We start from the raw sequence: 19,780 nt of genomic DNA, 5'->3' as shown, positions 1-19,780 counted from the left end.
ACATTCGGCCTACGCCGCTGAGAACGGCGTAGGCCGGATTGCTTAGGAGGCACAATGGACCTTCACAGGCCCTCGCTCCAGGTGCGGATCACGATCGTGCTGGACTGGCGATTCGTGGCTGCCCTTGGTCGCGTAATGCTGGCTCGCCTGCTGCTCAAATAGCAGGCACTTACCGGATCGGCGCGTTTTTTGCACACCGTCGATCCGCTATAAGTTTGATGCACCCTTCGCTCCAAGTCAACCGCTGAGTGTTTGTCGCCGCGGAGCATTCCCACCCCGGCGCAATCCTTCCCACTCATGATAAAACAATGAGTTCCCCGAGGAATTTTCTTGTTCGCGAAACTCCAACGCATTCATTTTGTCGGCATCGGCGGCATCGGCATGAGCGGGATCGCCGAAGTCCTGCTCAACCTTGGATACAAAGTCTCCGGCTCCGATCTCAAGCCTTCCGCCGTCACCGAACGCCTCGAATCATTGGGCGCCAAGGTTTTCGAAGGCCACCGCGCCTCGAATGTCGAAGGTGCGGAAGTCGTCGTCACCAGTTCGGCCATTGATTCCAGGAACCCCGAAGTCGCCGAGGCGCACGCGAACCACATCCCGGTGATTCAGCGTGCCGAGATGCTTGCCGAGTTGATGCGCTTGAAGTACGGCATCGCCATCGCCGGCATGCATGGCAAGACGACAACGACCTCGATGGTGGCCGCGGTTCTTGCCGGCGGCGAACTCGATCCCACCGTCATCGTCGGCGGCCGCGTCGACGCCATGGGCTCCAACGCCCGCCTCGGCAAGTCGCATTACCTCGTTGCCGAAGCCGACGAGAGCGACCGCTCCTTCCTTAAGCTCTGGTTCATCCACGCCGTGGTCACCAATATCGACCGCGAGCACATGGACACCTACCACGACATGGAAGACGTGGAGCGCACCTTCGTCGAGTTCATGGACCGCGTGCCGTTCTATGGGATGGTCGTCGCCTGCAACGATAACGAGCCGTTGCGCGCCATTCTGCCGCGTGTGCGCCGCCGCATCGTCACGTATGGCACGACCGAAGGATCCGACTTCCTGATTCGCTGCGTGCCTTGCGACTCGGAGCAATTGCTCCTCGGTTTCCTCAATCGTTTTTCAGTGGAGTATCGCGGCAAGTCGCTCGGAGAGTTTCTGCTGCGTGTACCGGGTCTGCACAACGTGCGCAACGCGACGGCTGCGATCGCCATCGGCGTCGGTCTCGACATTCCTGCCGATAAAATTCGTGCTGCGCTTGCGGAGTTCCGAGGCGTGGATCGCCGCTTCCAGTTAAAAGGGAAGGCCAACGACATCAGCGTCATCGACGACTACGGTCATCACCCTACCGAAATCAGGGCCACGCTTGCGGCAGCGAAACAGTGCGGTTTCCGGCACATTCACGTCGTTTTCCAGCCGCATCGCTACACCCGCACCCGCGACCTGATGGACGAATTCGCTTCGTCTTTCGGCGACGCCGACTCGCTCTACCTGTTGGATATTTATCCGGCGAGCGAGCAGCCGATCGAAGGCGTAAACACCGAAGCCCTCGCGCGCCGCATCACCGAGGTCTCAGGCCGCGCCACGTTCTATGCGAAGTCGTTCCAGGTGGCAGCGATCATGGCTGCGACTGCCGCTGAACCCGGCGACATGATTCTCACCCTTGGCGCGGGCAACGTCTCGCAACTCGGCCCGCAGATTCTCGAGCGCTTGAGCGCAAAGAAGGTCGCAGCCGAGTAGCTACTGCAGTTTCAGGTGAAACGTCTGCGAGGTTTCCTCGCCGCTCACGGTATATATCTTGAGCACGATGTCAGCTTCTTTCACCGGCGTCTTCTGCGCCGTCACCCGCAGAATCGCGCTTGCAGAAGAACCGCTGCTGAAGTCCACCACGTGTGGCTCGGTCGCGCACGAAACCCCCGGCGCCACGCTCAAACATTCGAGGTACATCCGTCCGCTGCCCGCCTTCGCACTCAGCTTGATCGGAAGATCGAGTCCTGAGCCGGCAGCAGCTCGCTCGATCTTCGGCCCCTCCACTTTCGCTGCCTTGTACACCCGCACGTAATCAATCAGCATATCCGCCGGGTTCGGCGTGCTCTCGTTCGTCGCCCCCGACCACGACTTCTCGCTCCCGATTGCCAAATTCGCAATCAGAAAGAACGGTGCGTTGTAGACCCACTCTTTCCCGGGCACGAGCTCGCGCGGCGTCATTACGAAGAACACATTCTTCGGATCGTCGAGATAGAACTGCATCATGTTCGGCGACCAGATCACGCCGTATGTATGGAACCCATTGTCTACGCGCTCGCCTTTTGGGAACTCGATGTCATTGCGCACTCCGTACTCGCCCGAATAGCCCGGCCCGTGCACTGTCGAGCGGATCCGTGTCGGTCCCAGCCCGCCGATCTCCGGCACGTCTTCCATGATGTCGATCTCGCCCGACGCCGGCCAGCCGACCTTCGTGATGTTCTCTCCCAGCCCCCAGAACGCCGGCCAGATTCCCGCGCCAAACGGCAGCTTCATACGCGCTTCGATGCGGCCGTACTGAAACGTCTGCTTGCCCTGGGTTTTGATTCGCCCTGAAGTCCACACACCGCTGTGTTTTACCGCGCGCAAAATCAAGTGCTCGCCATCGAAGGAGACATTGCCGTCCTTTGGATCGCAGACCTCGATCTCCTTCAACGCCTCCGCGCGTCGTGCCGTGAGCTGGTCTTTTTGCGATGGAAATCCCGGACAATAGATTTCGACCTCGTGATTCACTTTGAGGTCCCCGAGATCGAACACCCACTTTTGCGGATCGAGCGGTGACCCAGCCGCTTGGTTGAACTCATCCTGCCAAACCGGAGAGCCCCAGTCCTGTGCGAACGCCGAAGGTAGGCAGAAGAGAAGAATTGCGAGAACGCGAAGCAAGGAGCGCATGTCTCGCACTATAAATCCCGGCAGCGCGATACAAAAGCAAACGGCCCGGAGAATTCTCCAGGCCGCCTGGTTTGAGTTCTGTTTCGGTTACGGAAGCACGTAGCGGAACGAGGTCATGAACATATTGTTCGTGCCCTCGGGCGCAGCAGGCTGCGGTGCGGTTGTGGCATCTCCGTGCCAGGTGTTCTTGTGGATCCACTCGTACTGGGCGCCCATCTGCATCGTGCCGGCAGGTCCCTTGTAGAAGCGGTACCAGAAGCCCGTGGTGAACTCCTGCAGGTTGCGGAAGTTCGCCTGGCACTTCGCGGTGCCCACATAGGTCAACTCGCAACCGGTGTTGTCCGCCATCTGCGAGCCGTAACCATACGCTTTGCCGTCGCTGCCAAGGAACCACGAACGGCCTACGTACTCATCGCCGCCGTAGAAGTACCAATCCAACTTGGTCGTCGGATGGGTTTCGAGGCCAGCAAGGACCTGTGCTTGGCGCAGGGGATTGATCGCGCCATCCTGGTAATAGGTCGTCTCCACGTTCGTCGAATCGGCGTAGCGTCCGATGCCGCGTCCGTAGTTGGCCTGCAGGATGAGGTCGACCTTGGTCTTCACCAGTGGCATGATGCCGTTGATGCCGAAGCCGCCCGCGAACGCCTTGTCGTCGTAGTCGCTCGTCGCCGGAGTGGCCGCCGGGTTGCCGGGGACCTTGTCGCGCATCACGCGCATCAAGGCCTTTACTTCGTAGTGGCCCCAGCCGGGTTCAAACGCCAACTTGGTGATGATGTCGGGCATGAAGTCGGTGGAGGTGGTGTTCGTGCTCGACAACGCCGATCCGTCTGCGCCGGTCGGCCCGTTGCCGAAGCCGTACACGTTCGGCGGAGTCGTCAGCGAAGATGGGTTCAGCATCTCCGGATTTTCCAGCGAGATCGCCCACCACGCCTTGTTGTGGAAGTTCTTGGTTATACGGAAAGTCGCGAGGCGGGCGAAGCTATAACCCACAACGTACTCTCCGTCGATCGTCGCCGGGATCCATTCCTGGCGAGTCTCGATGCCCTTCTTGTTCGAACTCCACAAGCTCCAGGTCTGGCCGCCCGTGATCGTCCAACCATTGTTGAATGCGGCCTGCGCCCACAACTGGCGTTGACGCGGGTTGAAGCTGCTCGACTGGTTCTCGTTCGCGGTTGGTGCGGCGCCGAGGAAATCCATTTCGTAGTAGCCGCTCATCTTGACGTTGGCCAGCTTGCCTTCAGCCAGCAACGAGAGACGCGACTGCCGTCCCGTCATGCGGAATTCCGAAAGCTGGCTGTTCGGCGAGTGGTCATACGGAATGCCGTTGAACGAGCTGATGATGTCAGCCGATTCATTGTTCTGGCGCCATAAAGTTTCGGCCGCGATGAAGCCGCCCGGCGTCAGTGTGATGCCCTTGTAGTGCAGCGCCGTCGGGTTTTCCAGGTCTACGATGCGCTTCTGCGTCTCCTGCAGCGTCGTCACCGAGTTCGACTGGATGGTCTTCAGGTCTGCCATGTCGCTTTGCACGGACTGCAGCTTCTGCTGGTTCTCAGCCGCTGCCTGTTGTGCCGCCTGCTGTGCCGCCGATGCAGCGCTCTGCGCCTGGCTCACACCCTGCTGCATCTGCTGGATGTTGGCATCGCGCTGCTGCAACTGCTGTTGCAAGGTCTGAATCTGCTGGTTTTGCTGGTCGAGTTGGCGCTTAAGTTCATCCAACTGCGACTCAACACTGGAAGCGCCCTTCTTGGAAGTGCTCTTCTTTTTCGTGGTCGTGGTTGATCCGGCTGTGCTTTGAGCGAGCGAAACGTAAGGTGTCGCGAGCACAGCAGCAGAAATCAAGCTCGCGAGCACAGATTTTGCTTTCAACATCTCTCTCTCCATCGAACAAGTCTTCGTAAAGCTGTGATTCTCGGAGAATTGGGCTTCCTGTCCTTGCGGCTGCCGCCGTTCTCCATTTTTCCGAACGCCTCCGGATTCCACATGGTCGGGGTCCCGGAAGGGCTGCCGAAGTTGGCTCTTCTGTCTCGCGACAAACTCGGCAAGGTATTCTCCCCGTCCGTTTGGTGTCTGGCGAAGATCAGTGCCCAACGTTCTTACTTCACAAGTTCACCTAGATAGTATTCGGCAGATTCTGGCGATTGGTTAAAGTACGATTAAAACCGGGAACTCGGCCCCTAAACCTTTCCAGATGGGACGCAAGTTTATCTGATCTGTCAGGATAGGGCTATACTACCGACGTGCGCGGAGGCGACAACAGCATGATAGGCGCATTGCTTTTCCCCACTCTTCTCGCGATCACCTTACCGCTTCAACCCCAGATCCAGCCCGCGCAAAAAACAGATGCCGCGGGTTTAAGTATCCGTCAGATCGGAAATCTCTCCGCGGATTCTCAATCCGGGAACGATGTCTGTTTCAAGATGCGTGTCTACCTTTTTGAGCGGAACGACGATGCCGCCCCCACTTTGGTGCGAGAAACGACATGTACGACCGTGCGTCCGTTCCTGCACAAGACCAAGGCGCCGAAAGCGCGATTGATCCCGGCTAACTAAGAACTGCCGATCAGGATCCCGGTAAGGAAAACCAGGACGCCGCCAACTACGACTTGCAACGCCGCCGACACGAACGGTGTGTCCATGTACTTGTGGCGGATAAACGAAATCACCATCAGCTCGATCGCTACGATGATCACGGCCACCGTCGTCGCCAAGCCAAAGTTTTTGATCAGATAGGGCAGCGTATGCCCGATGCCGCCCAGCGTCGTCATCAGCCCGCAAATCAAGCCTCGAATCCACGGATGCCCGCGCCCTGTCAGGCTGCCATCATCGGATAACGCCTCTGCAAAGCCCATGCTGATTCCAGCGCCGATCGACGCCGCCATTCCAACCAGAAATGCGTCCCAGCTGCTTCGTGTCGCGAACGCCGCGGCGAACACGGGCGCCAGCGTTGAGACCGACCCGTCCATCAATCCGGCAAGTCCCGGCTGTACCACCTGCAGCATGAACAGCCGTCGTTTCGCGTGTTCCTCTTGCTCGCGGATGTCCGGCTGCAACTTTTCTTCTTGCAGTTCTTCCGCGCGATGCTCGTGCGAAATTTCTTCCTCCGCCAGTTCATCGAGCAACTGCCGAATGCCAATGTCACTCGTCCGCTTGGCTGCCTGCTCATAAAAGCGGCGTGTTTCCTCTTCCATGGCTGCGGCTTGTTTGCGCACGACGTCGAGACCCAACGGACGCACCAGCCAGATCGGACGCCGCTTCACAAATCCGCGCACGTCTTCGCGACGGATCAGCGGAATATGCTCGCCGAAGCGCTCCCGGTAGGCCTCGAACAATTTCTGCCGATGCTGAATCTCTTCCTGCCGCATGCCTTCGAAAATTTCTGCCGTTGCTGGGAACGTGTCTTTTAGCCCGTCCGCGAAGTCGGCATAGACGCGCGCGTCTTCCTCTTCCAGCGTGATGGCGAGTGCGAGGATCTCCCGTACATTGAGGCTCTCAAAATTTCGCATAGCTTTTCGTGGCTTCTAGTGCGCGAAGAACGCAATCCACAGCGTTCCCACCGCAATGGTAAGGATTGTAGTGGGAACGCCGACCACGAGGTAGTCCTTGAACGTAATCCGCAGTTGTGGCCGGACCGATTCGACCACAATCATGTTCGCGATTGAGCCGGTGATCGTCAGGTTACCCGCCAGCGTGCTCGCCATCGCCAACGCCAGCCAGAATTGATGCGCGTTAGGGAACTGCTTCACCAGGTCCTTCAGCAGCATGACCGCCGGAACATTGCTAACCATGTTCGACAGCAGCGTCACGGTAACGCTGAAGATCCCGAGATTATGCAGGTTCATCCATTCCGCCGCGCGCAGCAATGTCGCTGCTATGCCTGTCTGCTCCGCAGCTCCGATGATGAGGAACAGCCCGATGAATAGCACGAGCAACGCCCAGTCCACCTCGCGATAGATCTTCTCCAGCAAGCGCGAGCGCAACAGCAGCAGCACGGCAGCGCCCGTCGCCGCCACCAGCGCTGGATTCAAGCCCCCGAGGAACGCCGCGATGATCCCGCCCGCGATGAGCAGCGGCGCCAGCAGCCCATCCAATCCCTGCTTCGCCTCGAGGTTCGCCTCAATCGGCAATCGCTCGCTCAGTTGCTTCCGGCACAGCACGGCAATCACAGCCCAATCCAGAAACATTCCCACCACGGCCACCGGCCCGAGGTGAAACAGAAAATCGCGGTAGCCGATCTGCGAAACCGACCCGATCAAAATGTTCTGCGGGTTGCCGGTGATGGTCGCGGAACTTCCGATGTTCGAAGCCGTCGCCAGTGCCAGCAAGAACGGCAGCGGATTGCGTCCCATCTGTTTCGTCACCCGCAGAATCAGCGGCGCCATGAATAAGCACACGACATCGTTGACCAGGAACGCCGACAATACGCCCGCCGAAAAAATCACTCCCGGCAACAATTGGCCCGGCGCCAGTCGTGCCACGATCTGCCGTGTGACCCACTCGAAGAAGCCCTCGAGGTGCAGCACCGCTACCAGCACCATCATCGAGGCCAGCAGCACCAGCGTCTCGTAGTCGAGCGATGCGATCGCGGTCTTCGCGTTCAGGGCGCCGATGACAAACATTCCCACCGCGCCGATAAACGCCATCCCCGCGCGATCCAGGCGCGTCCCCGGCAGTCGCCCCACGGCGAATACGAAGTAGCTGATCAGGAATATCGCCCAGGCGAGGGTGTGAGTCAGCGCGATCGACATGGTCTAGCTTTGAACGTCCACCTCGCGCCAGATTTGCAAAAGAGGGAAGTAGAGGCCGCCTTTTACCTCGCGGCCGTCCATCGCGCGCAGCACCCTCGCGTAGTGCGCCAGGTCGTCGCGGTACTTGTCGACCTGTTCTTGCAGATATTTCTCGGTCACGGTGCCTTCCTGGTCGCTCGTCTTGTAGTCAATCAACCAGCGCACTTCGCCCTCGACGAAGGTGCGATCTACTTTGATGCTGCGCCGCGGCCCGTCGAGCGCCGACGTCAGCCCGTACTCATTGCTCGCCGATTCCCGCTGTTTCAGGATCCACTGCCCCTTGTCATGCGCCAGAGTATTGCGCAGCGCGCGAGTCACCGTCTCCTCCCACTTCGCCAGCTCCGATGAACGAATCCCTTGCTGCAACAGCAGCGCGCGAATGCGCGGCGCCGTCTTCGCGATGCGCTCTTCGGTCCATCCCCCCGGCCCTTCATCGCCAATTTGCTGCAGGAAGCGGTGCGTGACCGTGCCAATGCGCGGCAAATCGAATTGCACGCGCTCGAAGGTATGCTCGCGCTCACGTACGTCCGCCGCCACTGGATACCGCGTCTCGAACTTTAGCGGCTCCGGTGCAGCGGGCAATTGCCAATCGGGTACAAGGCGGTGCGAGAGATTGGGAGTGCGCTGTTCCTCCTCGTCCTCCGCTTCAGGGGTGGGAACCTTGAGGAACCTGCCGAAAACCTCAGCCGGAAGCAGCGACAACAGGCTTCCGCGCTCCGGTTCCTTATTTTCCGCAGGCATCGTCGTCACCAGGTGCAGGCGTTCCTTCGCGCGCGTCGCTGCGACATAGAGCAGTCGCTTGGTTTCTTCCGCGGAACACTCGCCGCCCAGCATCGCGAGATAGTTGGCGATGCTCCCTTCCTTTTTTCGATCCGTGCCCACGGCGTCCATGGGCGCGAGCAGTAGGTCGCGTTCTTCGCCGATTATGCGCTCCCGCCAGTTCAGCAACTGTCCGCCTTCACTGCGGATCCATCGATTCAATCCCGGGAGAATGACGACGTCGAACTCCAAACCCTTCGCGCCGTGGATCGTCATCACCTCCACGCGAATCTCGCTACTGGCATCTGGGCGCGTGTAGAGCCTTGAGATTTCCTGCTCCAAGCGTTTTTCGTCCACTTCGCCGCAGCTCTCCACTCTCTGCAGCAGGTCGAGATACGCTTCCACATCGCGCAGCTTCGCCTTCCGTTCCGTCCGTCCCAGCGCCGCGGGTCCACCAAGCGAAACCCATAACGATTCCACCAGCGCCCGCAACGACGTTCGTCCGCGCTGCGTCACCGCTGCATCCAGGGCCGGCATCGTCCGAGCCAGCACCTTCTGAGCTCGGTCGCTGAGCATGCCGCGACGCTCCCGCAATAGTTCCCAGACCGTCTTCCTCTCGCCATCCTTGCACAGCGTCCACAGGTCCTCAAGTTGTAGGCCGCTCCACGGGCCACGCAGTACCGTCAGCCACGCCGTGCGGTCGGCCAGGTTCACCAGCGCCTTGGTCATCGCGTGCAGATCCCGTACCGTCTGCCGTTCTCCCAGCACATCAATCTCTTTCGAACGGAACGCAATGCCTGCCTCGCGAAGGGCGGGCGCGATGTGCGCCATATGCGACCGCGATCGCACGAGGAGTGCAATCGACTTCGCGTCGCCCTTGAGTTCCTGCTGGAGGACCTCGATGACCCGTGCTGCCTCTTCTTCGAACGCTTTTGAAGCGACCGAGTGAAACCCAGGTCCTGCATTCTGCGATGGCTCCCGCGCGGCCTCGGAGGGGGCATACTTCACGGCGCCGGTGACTTCGTTGTCCGCTACCAGGACGTGTTCAAAGGTCTGGTTGAACCAGGTGACCAGCTCCGGACGCGACCGGAAGTTGGCCGTCAGCCGCGCCTGTTCCAGGGGCATCTGCGCGAAGCCGCTATTCCAGCTGCGCGTAAACAGTGTGACCTCGGCTTGGCGAAAGCCGTAAATCGACTGCATCGGGTCGCCGACCACGAACATCGTTGCGCCCATCTCCGGCGACCAAGCCTGGATTAACCGCTCCAACAACACCGCCTGTGAGAGGGAAGTGTCCTGGAACTCATCTACCAGCAGGTGCTGGATCTTGTATCCCAGGTGCAACGCCAGGTCGGTGGGATGTCCTTCTTCGCCAAGCGCTGCCTTCGCCGCGAGGGCGATTTCTGAAAAATCTACCTCGCCGCGCTCCGCGAACACCGTCCGCAAATGTCCTACCGCCAGCGGCAGGACCCGGAACAGGGCCTTCAGGGTGTTCCACTGGTCGTCGTCGTAGCGTGGGGGAGGAAGCTTCGCAACACGAGACAAGGCCGCGCATAGCGTGCCCGCATAGTCGTTGTTGCCAATCGCCTCGATCAGGCGATGGCATGCATCTTTGCGCTCCCGGTGCATGGAGTCTGCCGGGAAACCCATATTCACGTTGTAACCGCCCGGCTTGCGGAGATCCCTGTCTTTGCTCAGGCAGAAGTGCACCAGGGCCAACCATTGCGGAAGATCGTCGGGCGACGCGCCCGGGAGTTGGTTCACGTCACGCAGCGGATTGAGCGCGTGTTCAGGCTCCAGATTTCCAGCTCCATAACGCGCGGTGTCCAGCAATTCCTGTAAAACGTGGGCCGGCACACCCTCTAAGAGCTGCTGCCGTATTCCCTCCAACTCGTGCGCGATGGCGTCGCGTAATGCCCTCTCCAACTCCTGCCGCGTAGCATTCAGCTCTTCTTCCGAACGTTGGTATGCCCCGCCAATCAGCCGCCCCCATTGCTCTCTTCGTTTCAGGAGCTCGACAATCAGGCCCTGCACTCGGTCGAAGCTGTTGTCCTGGTCGGCCAGAACTTGGGACATTGCCTCGCGGGTCTCGGCCTTTTCGTCGCCGAGCATCAGGAGCGTTCGCTGAGCTGCTTCGGAATACAAGGGTTCGAAATCTTCCGCGATGGCCGGCGAGCGCCCGAGGCCGGCAAGCAGCGGCGTGCGGTTCGCGATCTTCTCGCAAAACGAATCTACCGTCCGGATCTCTAACTGCTCGGGGTTTTGCAGGATGTTCCACCCCATCGCACGATCGCGCGCCATCACCTTGCGCGCCAATTCCCAAGACAGTAAGGCGTGGGCGCTCTCCGGCGCAGGTCCGTTGGCGCTCTCGAGCGCCTTCAAAACGCGGTTGCGCATCTCCGCCGCTGCTTTGCGCGTGAAGGTGATCGCCAGCACGCTCTCTGGGGTTGTGACACTCTCGTGCGCAAGAAGCGTGAGATAGCGCTGCATCAACAGCTCGGTCTTGCCTGAGCCCGCCGGGGCTTGCACGATGAAGGACCGCGTTGCGTCGAGCACCTTGGCGCGCTCGTCGGCATCGGGCGCAATTTGCAGCTGGAGGCGCGCGTTACTCTTCATCGCTGTCCTCCTCGCCGCCTTCATCGGCAATGAGCGGCAACTCGGCGATGCGACACAGCGATCCCAGGTGACAGTGTCTGCACGTGGTGTTGGTCACCCCCGGCGGAACTTTTGGATCCACCTCCGCGTGCCCGGCTAACAGTTCTCCCGCAAGCTTCTCCAACTCCGGCTGCCACGTGGCCAGGGTTTCTGCAAATTCGCCAAACTTCGCAAGGTTTTTGCTGTCGCCGAAAATTTCTTTTCGCGTTGCCAGTCCGCTGTACTTCGGTTTACCGGCCCGCACCTGCGCGAAGGCGACTCCCGCGACTTCGTGGCTTTCCAATTGCTGCCCCACTGCGTAGATCGGTAGCTGCGGCTCCTGCGGACGCGGCATCTCCCACAAGCTTGTGGCCAGGTCCTTGCGAGTCGTCTTGTAGTCAATGACGACATATTCGCCATCAACCGTTTGGTCCAGGCGATCGATGCGACCTTTCAACTCCAGTTCGCCAAGCTTAACCGTGACGTTGACCTGTGAGCGCACCGAATGGAACGGATGCCGCTTTCTCTCGACATCGAGCCAATCGTGCACCAGTTTGCTCAGCCGCTCGCGTTCGATCTCGCGATGCCGTACCAGCCAACTCTCTTCACCGGACGGAAATTCTTCCAGCAGCGCGCGTTCGATCGCACCGGCAATCACGAATTCCAGTGTCATGGTGGGGATTCCGCCGTTGAGGTTGCTCGACTCCCGCAGTTCCTCCCACACGAACCGCAGCGCGGTGTCCACTATGTTGCCGCGCTCAATGGCATTCGCCCCCAGCGGACTCTCTTCCAATTTCTCCGCCGCCAGCCGCGTTTGTGCGAAGGCGCGAAACGGGCATCCCGACTGCCACTGCAATACGGTTGTTCCGCGTCGCTTTAGTTCCTCGTTCGCGATCGCCGGTGCTTTCTCATCGTCATAACGCTCCAGCAACGCGCCCTTCTGCAAGGAATTCCAGTCGCGTACATCGGCGATTTCTAAGTCAGTCGCCGGAGGGACCCCAGCCAGCAGCGGCGATGGCCGCAACTCTCCGTCGTCGTTTCTCTGCGGCCAACTGAGCACACACTCGTTCGCACTCTGCAAGAGGCGTGCGGTTCTGCGTTCGCCATCGCGCAGGTTCCACTCCGCCGACGTGTTCGGGGCCCCTGCTGATTTCTGCAGGGCAAACGGAATGAACGGATTCGGATGGCCCTTCTGCGGCCAGGTCTCGTCGCTCAACCCGCAGAACCACAGTGCATCGAAAGTTTCGCCCGAGGCCGCGAGCGGGCCAACAATCTGCACCGGCGCTGCCTCGTTCTCCGCCGCAAAGGTCGCCTCGGCCGCGGCGCGCTCCAACTCGCGCAGCATTTCGCTCGCTGTTTTCAAGGGCAGAGCCTGGTCGAGGGCGCAGAAATCCTTCAGCAACTCTTCCCACTTCTTGCTGACCTGGAACTCCTCACTGTTCAGCGAGAACTCGCCTTCATCGCCCGGCCATCCCATTATCCGCAGAATGCGCTGCGCCTCGGCGGCCCACTCCGTGTGCGTGAGTTTGCCGGTCTTTGCCGGTTTCGCGAAAAACGCGCGCAGCATCTTCGCCATCTTCGGGGCGCCCACGACCTTTTCTTCTGCCTTGCCGCTGAGCACCTGCGCCAAGGTCACAGTCGCGCGCAACTTCCTTCGCAACTCGAAATCAACCAGCGCCCGCGCCGACGCCTCGTTCGTCCCGCCCGCGATGTAACGCGACCGCAACAGCGCGCTGAATTCCTCGGCGTTCAAGCTTGAGGTCGCCAGCCGCAAAATCCGTAGCGCCGCCCGCACCATGGGGTGCTCGGAGAGCGGCCTGCCCAACGAGATCTCGAAAGCCCGCGCCGTCGCGGTCCGCGTCAATAGCCGGTTCTCCGGATGCAGCACATCTTCAAAGATGGTCGCGAAGGTTTCGCGCAGGCCTTCCAACCGCGGAACGATTACGCCCACACGCGCCGACGGGTTTTCTTCCAGTTTCTTCCGCGCCCACAGCGCGGAGGTTCGGATCTCGTCGCTCGGATCCGCGCACGCCAATCCTCGAGCGTGGTCTTTGTTGCTCTCCGATTCCGGCGCCAGCACTGTTACCTCGCACCCAGCGTTGCGTAGCGCGCGCCACAAAGCTTCCTGCGCCGGAGTAAAGCGATCGAATCCGAATGCCACGATTTGTTTCGGCAGATTCGGCAACTGCTCGGCGCGGGCAGCGATCTGTTCCGTCGCCGCGGAAGAATCAATCCATCCTTCGCGCTCGCAGCGTTCTTCGAACGCCTCGGCCCAGTCGTGGAAAGCCTTGCTCTCAGCGGTCTCGGAATAGAGCGCGCGGCTGCGCGGCAGCTTGTAGTCGAAGATGAGCTTCCACGCCTGCTGTGCCTGTTCCGCCGCTGCATTGTGGCTGAGCAAGTCGCGTCCCGGAGTGGAATTCGCCACGATTTCGCGCCATAGTGCCGCGACCACGTTTGCCTTGAGCAGCGCTCGGTCCACCACGCCGGCCAGCAGGGCGTCAGTCCAGGTGCGTTGGATCCACGCTTCAAAGGGAAGTACGTCGGGGGTTGCGCAGACGCGTTTTTCCTGCAGCACCTGCCACTCGGCTTCCAGGCGCAACCGTCGTGCAGCGCGCGTATTGTCGGCGATAACGGTGGCTCCGGCCCGTGCGAGCGCCACGGCCCGGTCGATACGGGATTGTTGCGAGCCCATAGCGGATCAGTAATTTGGAGCCTAACAGAATCGGCGGGGCACTCCAATCGGTGGAAATGTGGATTGCGGCGCCCTCAAGTTTTCCACCCGCCCGCCGATACAAGCACCAGAACACCCTGAACGGAGAGGTGCGATGAGCGCCGGAAACTATATCTTTCTCCCCCCAACTGACGCCTTGCGCTGGTTCAAGGTTCTTGCGGTCTTCCGCCTCTCCGCCGCCCAGGGCCAGACGCCTGAGTTCGACCTTCCTGCGGACAGCCTGCCGCTTCGTCGCACTCCGCCGCACGAGGCTGCGCTCATTCTTATGGTGGATGACCAGCCTCTCCTGCGCGAAGCCGTTTGCGAGTTCCTCGCCCTCGATGGCTACGACGTTCACGGCGCCAATTCAGCCGGGGAAGCGATCCGTCTCCTGCAGGAAGGCCTCCGCCCCGATCTCCTCCTTTGCGACGTTCTTCTTCCCGACGTTCACGGCGCAACCCTCGCGCGCGAAGCCTGCGCGCTCGTGCCGGAGATGCAGGTCTTATTCATGTCAGGCCACACTCCTGATATCCTCGGCTCCGAAATCGCCCCGGCGAACTTCCTCCAGAAGCCTTTCCGGCTCGATGTCCTCTCGCGCCGGCTGTGCAGCATGCTCTTCGACGAAATGCCCTAGCATTCCGGTTTGCTTCGCCCGCGCTCTTCCGCGACAATAGCCGCACCTTAGCTCTTGGGGTCCTTTGCAATGCGGAACCGCGTGGTTCGTGCCCTCATCTGGGCCGCTGTCATCGTCGTGGGCGCGCTCTCCATCGCCACCATCGCACTGCGGCGCGGCGAGTCCATCAACGCGATGTGGCTGGTCGTGGCCGCGCTCTGCACCTACGCCGTCGGTTACCGTTTCTATAGCAAGTTCATCGCGACCAAAGTCCTCGTCCTCGACAGCCGTCGAGCCACGCCAGCCGAGCGCCTCGATAACGGACGCGATTTCGTTCCCACCAACAAATGGGTTGTCTTCGGACACCACTTCGCCGCCATCGCCGGTCCCGGCCCGCTCGTCGGCCCGGTACTCGCGGCGCAATTCGGCTATCTTCCCGGAACTCTATGGATCCTCGTTGGCGCCGTCCTCGGCGGATGCGTGCAGGACTTCGTCACTCTCGTCTTTTCCGTGCGTCGCGACGGCAAATCGCTAACCGAAATGGCCCGCGAAGAGATCGGCAAAGTCGGTGGCTTCGTGGCATTTTTCGCGGTCGTCGCGATCATCATCATCCTGCTCGGCGCGGTTGCGCTCATCGTCGTCAACGCGCTGAAGGGAAGCCCGTGGGGCACCTTCACCATCGGCATGACGATCCCGATCGCGCTGCTGATGGGCCTATACCTGCGCCGTATTCGTCCGGGCAAAGTGATGGAAGCCAGCGTTCTCGGCTTCATCTGCGTAATGGCTGCGATCTTTGGCGGACAATGGGTCTCGCACACCGCGTACGCCGGATGGTTCACCTACTCCGCGACGACGCTCGCCATCGCGATCATCATTTACGGCTTTGCCGCCTCGGCGTTGCCGGTCTGGCTGCTGCTTGCGCCGCGTGATTACTTGAGCACCTTCGTGAAACTCGGCACCATCGCGATCCTCGCGGTCGGTATCGTGATTTCGCGGCCGCAACTGCACATGCCCGCGCTTACTCGCTTTATTGACGGCACTGGGCCGGTCTTCGCCGGAAATCTCTTCCCGTTCGCGTTTATCACCATCGCCTGCGGCGCAATCAGCGGATTTCATGCGCTGATCTCGAGCGGCACCACGCCCAAGCTAATCCAGCGCGAGACGGAAACGCGCCTCGTCGGCTACGGCGCGATGCTCTGCGAATCGCTGGTTGCAATCATGGCGACGATCGCCGCGTGCGTGATCCAGCCCGGCGTGTACTTCGCGGTGAATAGCCCGGCGGGCATCGTCGGCGCCAACCCTGCCGATGCCGCCGCCAAAATCACTTCCTGGGGATTCCCGGTGGACGCCGCGCAGATGGCGCAACTCGCGCACGCCGTCGGCGAGCAGACGCTCTTCAACCGCACCGGCGGCGCGCCGGCATTCGCTGTCGGCATGGCGCACATCTTCGCGCACTCGCTCGGTGGCGAGGCGGTAATGGCGATCTGGTACCACTTCGCCATCATGTTCGAGGCGCTTTTCATCCTCACCGTGCTCGACGCCGGCACCCGCGTTGGGCGCTTCATGCTGCAAGACGCGCTCGGCCACGTGTGGAAGCCGCTTGGCCGCACCAGTTCTTACCCGAGCATCGTGCTGACGTCCGCGATCATCGTCGGTCTGTGGGGATACTTCCTCTGGCAGGGCGTGAAGGACCCGCTTGGCGGCATCAACTCCATGTGGCCACTCTTCGGCATCTCCAACCAATTACTTGCTGCGGTCGCGCTTTGCGTTGCCACCACCATCGTCATCAAGATGGGCCGCGCCCGCTACGCCTTCGTAACGCTGGTGCCGCTGATCGTTTTGGTCGCGATCACCTTTGGCGCAGCGTACGAAAAAGTCCTCAACCCGAATCCGCGAATCGGCTTCCTTGCCCACGCCCGTCAACTCGCGTCGCAGCCCAACATATCGCATCAGACGTCGCAACTGATCTTCAATGACCGCCTCGATGCTGCCATCACCACGGTGCTCGTCTTCCTCGTAAGCCTGGTCGTGATCGAATCCATCATCGAGTGGGTGCGCGTGCTGAGCGGTCGAAAAGCCGCGACTGTCCGCGAAGCTCCGTTTGTCGCCTCGCACTTCGCGGAGGAACAAGCATGAAGGCCTTGCGTCTGATCTGGGCGGCACTGCGCGAGATCTTCGACGAAGCCGCCTACGACCGCTTCCTCCGCTCGCACCAACTCGCAAACTCCGCCGAGTCTTACGCGCACTTCCAGCGCGATCGCCGGGCCAGCCAGGAGCGCCGCCCGCGCTGCTGCTAAGGGTGCCCGATTCACAATCCTCACCCGCACCGACCCGTGCTACTCTGCCGATATGCGGGTCATGGGCATCGATTGCGGCTCCGAATACACCGGCTTCGGCATTGTTGAATCCGACGACCGCGCCCGCCTGCACTGCATTGTTGCCGGCGCGGTTCACCTCTCGGCCCGCGACCCGCTGGAAAACAAACTTGCCAAGATTTTCCGCGAACTCTGCTCGGTCATTCGTGAGCACGACCCCGAGGTCGTCGCGATTGAAGACGTCTTCTACGCCGTGAACGCCAAATCCGCGCTGAAGCTCGGACACGTTCGTGGCGTCGCGATGCTGGCGGTTGCAGAATGTGGTCTGCGCGTCGCTACCTACGCGCCGCTCGCGGTGAAAAGCGCGGTCGTGGGGTACGGCAAGGCCGAAAAATGCCAGGTGCAGGCAATGGTCGCGCGCCTGCTCAACCTGCCGCAGGTCCCCGAGCCAGCCGATGTCGCCGATGCGCTCGCCATTGCGATCTGCCACCTGCACACTTCGGCTACCTTGACGCGCATGCACGCCAAAGCCTGATTCGCCGCGCATCACCGCCACGTGCTGTCGTAGAATTCTTGCCTGATGAAGCGAACGACCCTCGTGCTCTCGATCCTGCTTTTCGTGTCCCTCGCCGCCGGCGCGCAGGAACCGGCACCTTCCTTGCCTCCGGCGAAGGCCGGCACCGCGGCCGTGCAATTTGTCTTCGATTGGAGCGTGCAAAACCCGCCGCGTTACGAGATTTCTGTGGACTCCACCGGCCGCGCCACCTACCACTGCGAGCCTGCAGCCGATGAGAAAGGTGGCAGCGCTCCCGATGCCTACTCCGTCGAGTGGACCGCCTCCGAAGCAACGCGCACGAAGATCTTCGATGCCGCCGAGAAGCTGGATTACTTCAAAGACGGGAACTACGACACCAAGGCCAAGGTCGCGAAAACCGGCGTCAAGACGCTCACCTACAAAGACGGCAGCCGCGATTCCTCTACCAGATACAACTACTCCGAGAACCCGCTGGTCCGCGATCTGACGCACATCTTCCAATCCATTGCCACTACAGCTGAGATGGGCCGCAAACTCAGGCATGACTTCCGCTTCGATAAGCTCGGAGTTGAGGCCGATCTGAAGGCGTTGCAGGAAGAGCAGAAGCAGGGAAATGCCTTGGAGTTCGGCTCCATCGCGCCAATTCTGCAGAAAATCATCGACGATCCCAACATGATGCGCATGTCGCAGCAACGCGCCAAAGATATGTTGCGCGTAGCGGCGCTGCCCAACCCTCAAACTTCCGCCGCGAAGTAGCTTGTGACGCGCGTCACTGGCGACGGGCAGGGAATCGGGCAGACTGGATGGGTCATGAGGCAAAATTATGTCTGTACTCGAACCCGTCGTTGATGTTGTGCTCGTCCCCAGCGGCACCATACTTGCCCAAAAGGGCGACAGCCCCGCCGTTGAAATTCACGCCGACAATCGCGTTTTCCTGCTGACATTGAAGATTACGGAAGCCATCGAGCAGGAATACATCGAGCTCTGGCTGCAAGGGTCCGCCGACGGAACCACCTGGGCAACAACGCCGCTGGCGACGCTGCCACAACACTTCTATACCGGCGAATACCCCACGCTTATCGACCTGAGCGCCGACAAAGCCACCAAGTTCGTCCGCGTGCACTGGGAAGTTTTGCGTTGGGGGCGCAGCGAACTGACGCCGCGTTTTGTCTGCGGCATCACGTTCAAACAGGTGCCGCCCGACCTTCTCCGCTTGTCATCGTGAGCAAAGCACGCAAAGCGTGCGAAGTCGAAGGACTCCTATCTTTTAATCGCTCTTTTCACGCTCAGTGCGCCTGCGCGAAGATCCCCGTCATCGTCGGCAACGTCAACGCCGCAGGACTCTGCGCCATCTGGGTCTGGATCTGTGCAAGGGCAGCGCGAACCGATCCCGCCATCTTGCTCTGAGGTTCGGACGTTAAGTACGCCTGCAGTTCCGTCTGTGCCTGCTCAAATTGTTTCTGGCCCATGAACGCGTAGCCCTTGAGCAGATGCACCTGCCCCGCGATTCTCACTGCGCCCAACGACTCCGTCCGGTTCAGCTGCTGGATGGCATGAACGTAATCATGCTTGCCCATCCACGCCTTCGACATCTCGTAGGAAACCTGCCATGACTTAGGGTCATACATCGAGCCACGATCCAAGCTGCGGAGCGCCTCGTCGTAGCGGCCTAGCTGGTTAAACGCCGCTCCCAGCAACATGTAAGCCTGCGCAAAATTCGGATCGGCCTTTACCGCGTGGTCGAGGTCATCGAGCGCCGATTGCGTATCGTTGCGGGTAAGTTTCAGCGCGGCGCGGAATGACAGTGCGGCCGCATAATCTGGCGCTGCCTGCAGCGCCTCTTCTACCTGCTTCTCGGCTTCGTCGCTGTGACCCTTCGACAGCGCCCCTTGCGCCTTGTCGAGCAGGTGCTTGGCTTTATCGGGGACCTTTAATTCCGCTACAGAAATCGTGCCGCGGGTCGGTGCTGCTGACCGGGTTACCGGCATCCGCAGGCTGAGAGACACCAACTGGCTCTGTACGATGAACTGTTCCCGCGCCTCCATCACACCGTCAATCGCCACCACTTCGTAGGAACCCGGCCGCAGGTTCGCGAAGTCGAACGAGCCGTTCACATGGCTGTAAGTTGCGTCCGCCGGTGAGCCGATCCCGATCCTGCGAACCTCAATGCGGATATTATTGAGAGGCGACCCGTCGGCGGAAGTCACCGTACCGGTCAACGTCGAGTGCGTTAAGGTGTCTGCAGCGGGAGAATCGCTGCCGGTACGGTACTCTTCAATCTGGGCGGTACCGATGGCCGTGGTTGCGACCACGATACCGAGGAGAAGGGAAAGGGGCCGGTAGTACATGAGTGCCATCTTTCACAGCTCAAAGCACGGAGAGTGCATGTGCGCCCGCCGTCTGTGGGATCCGCTCCCACTCGGCACCGGACTGGTTGGTCCAGTGCTGGTGACATAGATGTTTTTTTCTTGACTTAGTTGGCTGGACTCTATCTCAATGTGTGGAAATTTAAAACCACAGC

General features: G+C 60.6%; 15 protein-coding genes. 8 read left to right on the top strand and 7 right to left on the bottom strand.

What is annotated here, in order from left to right:
• Window positions 1-330 precede the first annotated feature (330 nt).
• The gene (gene murC, locus ACID345_RS18765) at window positions 331-1,737 is read left to right on the top strand and encodes a UDP-N-acetylmuramate--L-alanine ligase (RefSeq protein ID WP_011524428.1); all 1,407 of its coding nucleotides are present in this window, start codon (window positions 331-333) and stop codon (window positions 1,735-1,737) included.
• Here murC and ACID345_RS18760 read toward each other — a convergent pair whose 3' ends face one another.
• Window positions 1,738-2,913 (bottom strand): glycoside hydrolase family 16 protein, encoded by a 1,176-nt coding sequence (locus ACID345_RS18760; protein WP_049761971.1) that lies wholly within the window; start codon window positions 2,911-2,913, stop codon window positions 1,738-1,740.
• 87 nt (window positions 2,914-3,000) lie between these two features.
• On the bottom strand, window positions 3,001-4,782 hold the full coding sequence (locus ACID345_RS18755; protein ID WP_011524426.1) for a hypothetical protein: 1,782 nt from the start codon (window positions 4,780-4,782) through the stop codon (window positions 3,001-3,003).
• A gap of 389 nt (window positions 4,783-5,171) precedes the next feature.
• On the opposite strand from ACID345_RS18755, the gene ACID345_RS18750 reads away from it, so the two are divergent.
• Entirely contained in the window at window positions 5,172-5,462 is a 291-nt protein-coding gene (locus tag ACID345_RS18750) for a hypothetical protein (RefSeq protein WP_041855875.1), read from the top strand.
• Here the strand turns inward: ACID345_RS18750 and mbfA are convergent.
• The 4 genes from mbfA to ACID345_RS18730 are packed head-to-tail and all read right to left on the bottom strand — an operon-like array spanning window position 5,459 to window position 13,778.
• Window positions 5,459-6,415, bottom strand: a complete 957-nt coding sequence (gene mbfA, locus ACID345_RS18745; RefSeq protein WP_011524424.1) for an iron exporter MbfA — start codon at window positions 6,413-6,415, stop codon at window positions 5,459-5,461. The two genes, ACID345_RS18750 and mbfA, sit on opposite strands and share 4 nt — an antisense overlap.
• Window positions 6,416-6,430: 15 nt before the next feature.
• Complete coding sequence (locus ACID345_RS18740) at window positions 6,431-7,657, bottom strand: SLC13 family permease (RefSeq protein WP_011524423.1); 1,227 nt, start codon at window positions 7,655-7,657, stop codon at window positions 6,431-6,433.
• Window positions 7,658-7,660: 3 nt separating this feature from the next.
• A complete protein-coding gene (locus tag ACID345_RS18735; RefSeq protein WP_011524422.1) occupies window positions 7,661-11,068 on the bottom strand; it encodes a UvrD-helicase domain-containing protein in 3,408 nt (1,135 codons plus the stop codon).
• The gene (locus ACID345_RS18730; RefSeq protein ID WP_011524421.1) at window positions 11,058-13,778 is read right to left on the bottom strand and encodes a PD-(D/E)XK nuclease family protein; all 2,721 of its coding nucleotides are present in this window, start codon (window positions 13,776-13,778) and stop codon (window positions 11,058-11,060) included. Before ACID345_RS18730 ends, ACID345_RS18735 begins: the two co-directional genes overlap by 11 nt.
• A gap of 133 nt (window positions 13,779-13,911) precedes the next feature.
• On the opposite strand from ACID345_RS18730, the gene ACID345_RS18725 reads away from it, so the two are divergent.
• The 6 genes from ACID345_RS18725 (at window position 13,912) to ACID345_RS18705 (ending at window position 18,484) form a co-directional block, all read left to right on the top strand.
• Complete coding sequence (locus ACID345_RS18725) at window positions 13,912-14,430, top strand: response regulator (protein ID WP_011524420.1); 519 nt, start codon at window positions 13,912-13,914, stop codon at window positions 14,428-14,430.
• A 69-nt stretch (window positions 14,431-14,499) separates the two neighbouring features.
• Window positions 14,500-16,545: a carbon starvation CstA family protein gene (locus ACID345_RS18720; RefSeq protein ID WP_011524419.1), complete on the top strand. Its 2,046-nt coding sequence runs from the start codon at window positions 14,500-14,502 to the stop codon at window positions 16,543-16,545.
• A complete protein-coding gene (locus ACID345_RS26685) occupies window positions 16,542-16,706 on the top strand; it encodes a YbdD/YjiX family protein (protein WP_148210172.1) in 165 nt (54 codons plus the stop codon). The genes ACID345_RS18720 and ACID345_RS26685 overlap by 4 nt, the downstream gene beginning before the upstream one ends.
• Window positions 16,707-16,758: 52 nt before the next feature.
• Entirely contained in the window at window positions 16,759-17,259 is a 501-nt protein-coding gene (ruvC, locus tag ACID345_RS18715) for a crossover junction endodeoxyribonuclease RuvC (RefSeq protein WP_011524418.1), read from the top strand.
• A gap of 45 nt (window positions 17,260-17,304) precedes the next feature.
• Window positions 17,305-18,015, top strand: coding sequence for a hypothetical protein (locus ACID345_RS18710; protein ID WP_011524417.1), 711 nt, complete (start codon window positions 17,305-17,307; stop codon window positions 18,013-18,015).
• A 67-nt stretch (window positions 18,016-18,082) separates the two neighbouring features.
• A complete protein-coding gene (locus tag ACID345_RS18705) occupies window positions 18,083-18,484 on the top strand; it encodes a hypothetical protein (RefSeq protein ID WP_011524416.1) in 402 nt (133 codons plus the stop codon).
• 61 nt (window positions 18,485-18,545) lie between these two features.
• Here the strand turns inward: ACID345_RS18705 and ACID345_RS18700 are convergent, their stop codons facing one another.
• Window positions 18,546-19,616, bottom strand: a complete 1,071-nt coding sequence (locus ACID345_RS18700) for a carboxypeptidase-like regulatory domain-containing protein (protein WP_041855874.1) — start codon at window positions 19,614-19,616, stop codon at window positions 18,546-18,548.
• Between the last annotated feature and the right edge of the window lie 164 nt (window positions 19,617-19,780).

The organism is Candidatus Koribacter versatilis Ellin345, assembly GCF_000014005.1.
Classification (GTDB): Bacteria; Acidobacteriota; Terriglobia; order Terriglobales; family Acidobacteriaceae; genus Korobacter; species Korobacter versatilis_A.
This window is presented reverse-complemented; position numbering and strand designations above follow the sequence as displayed.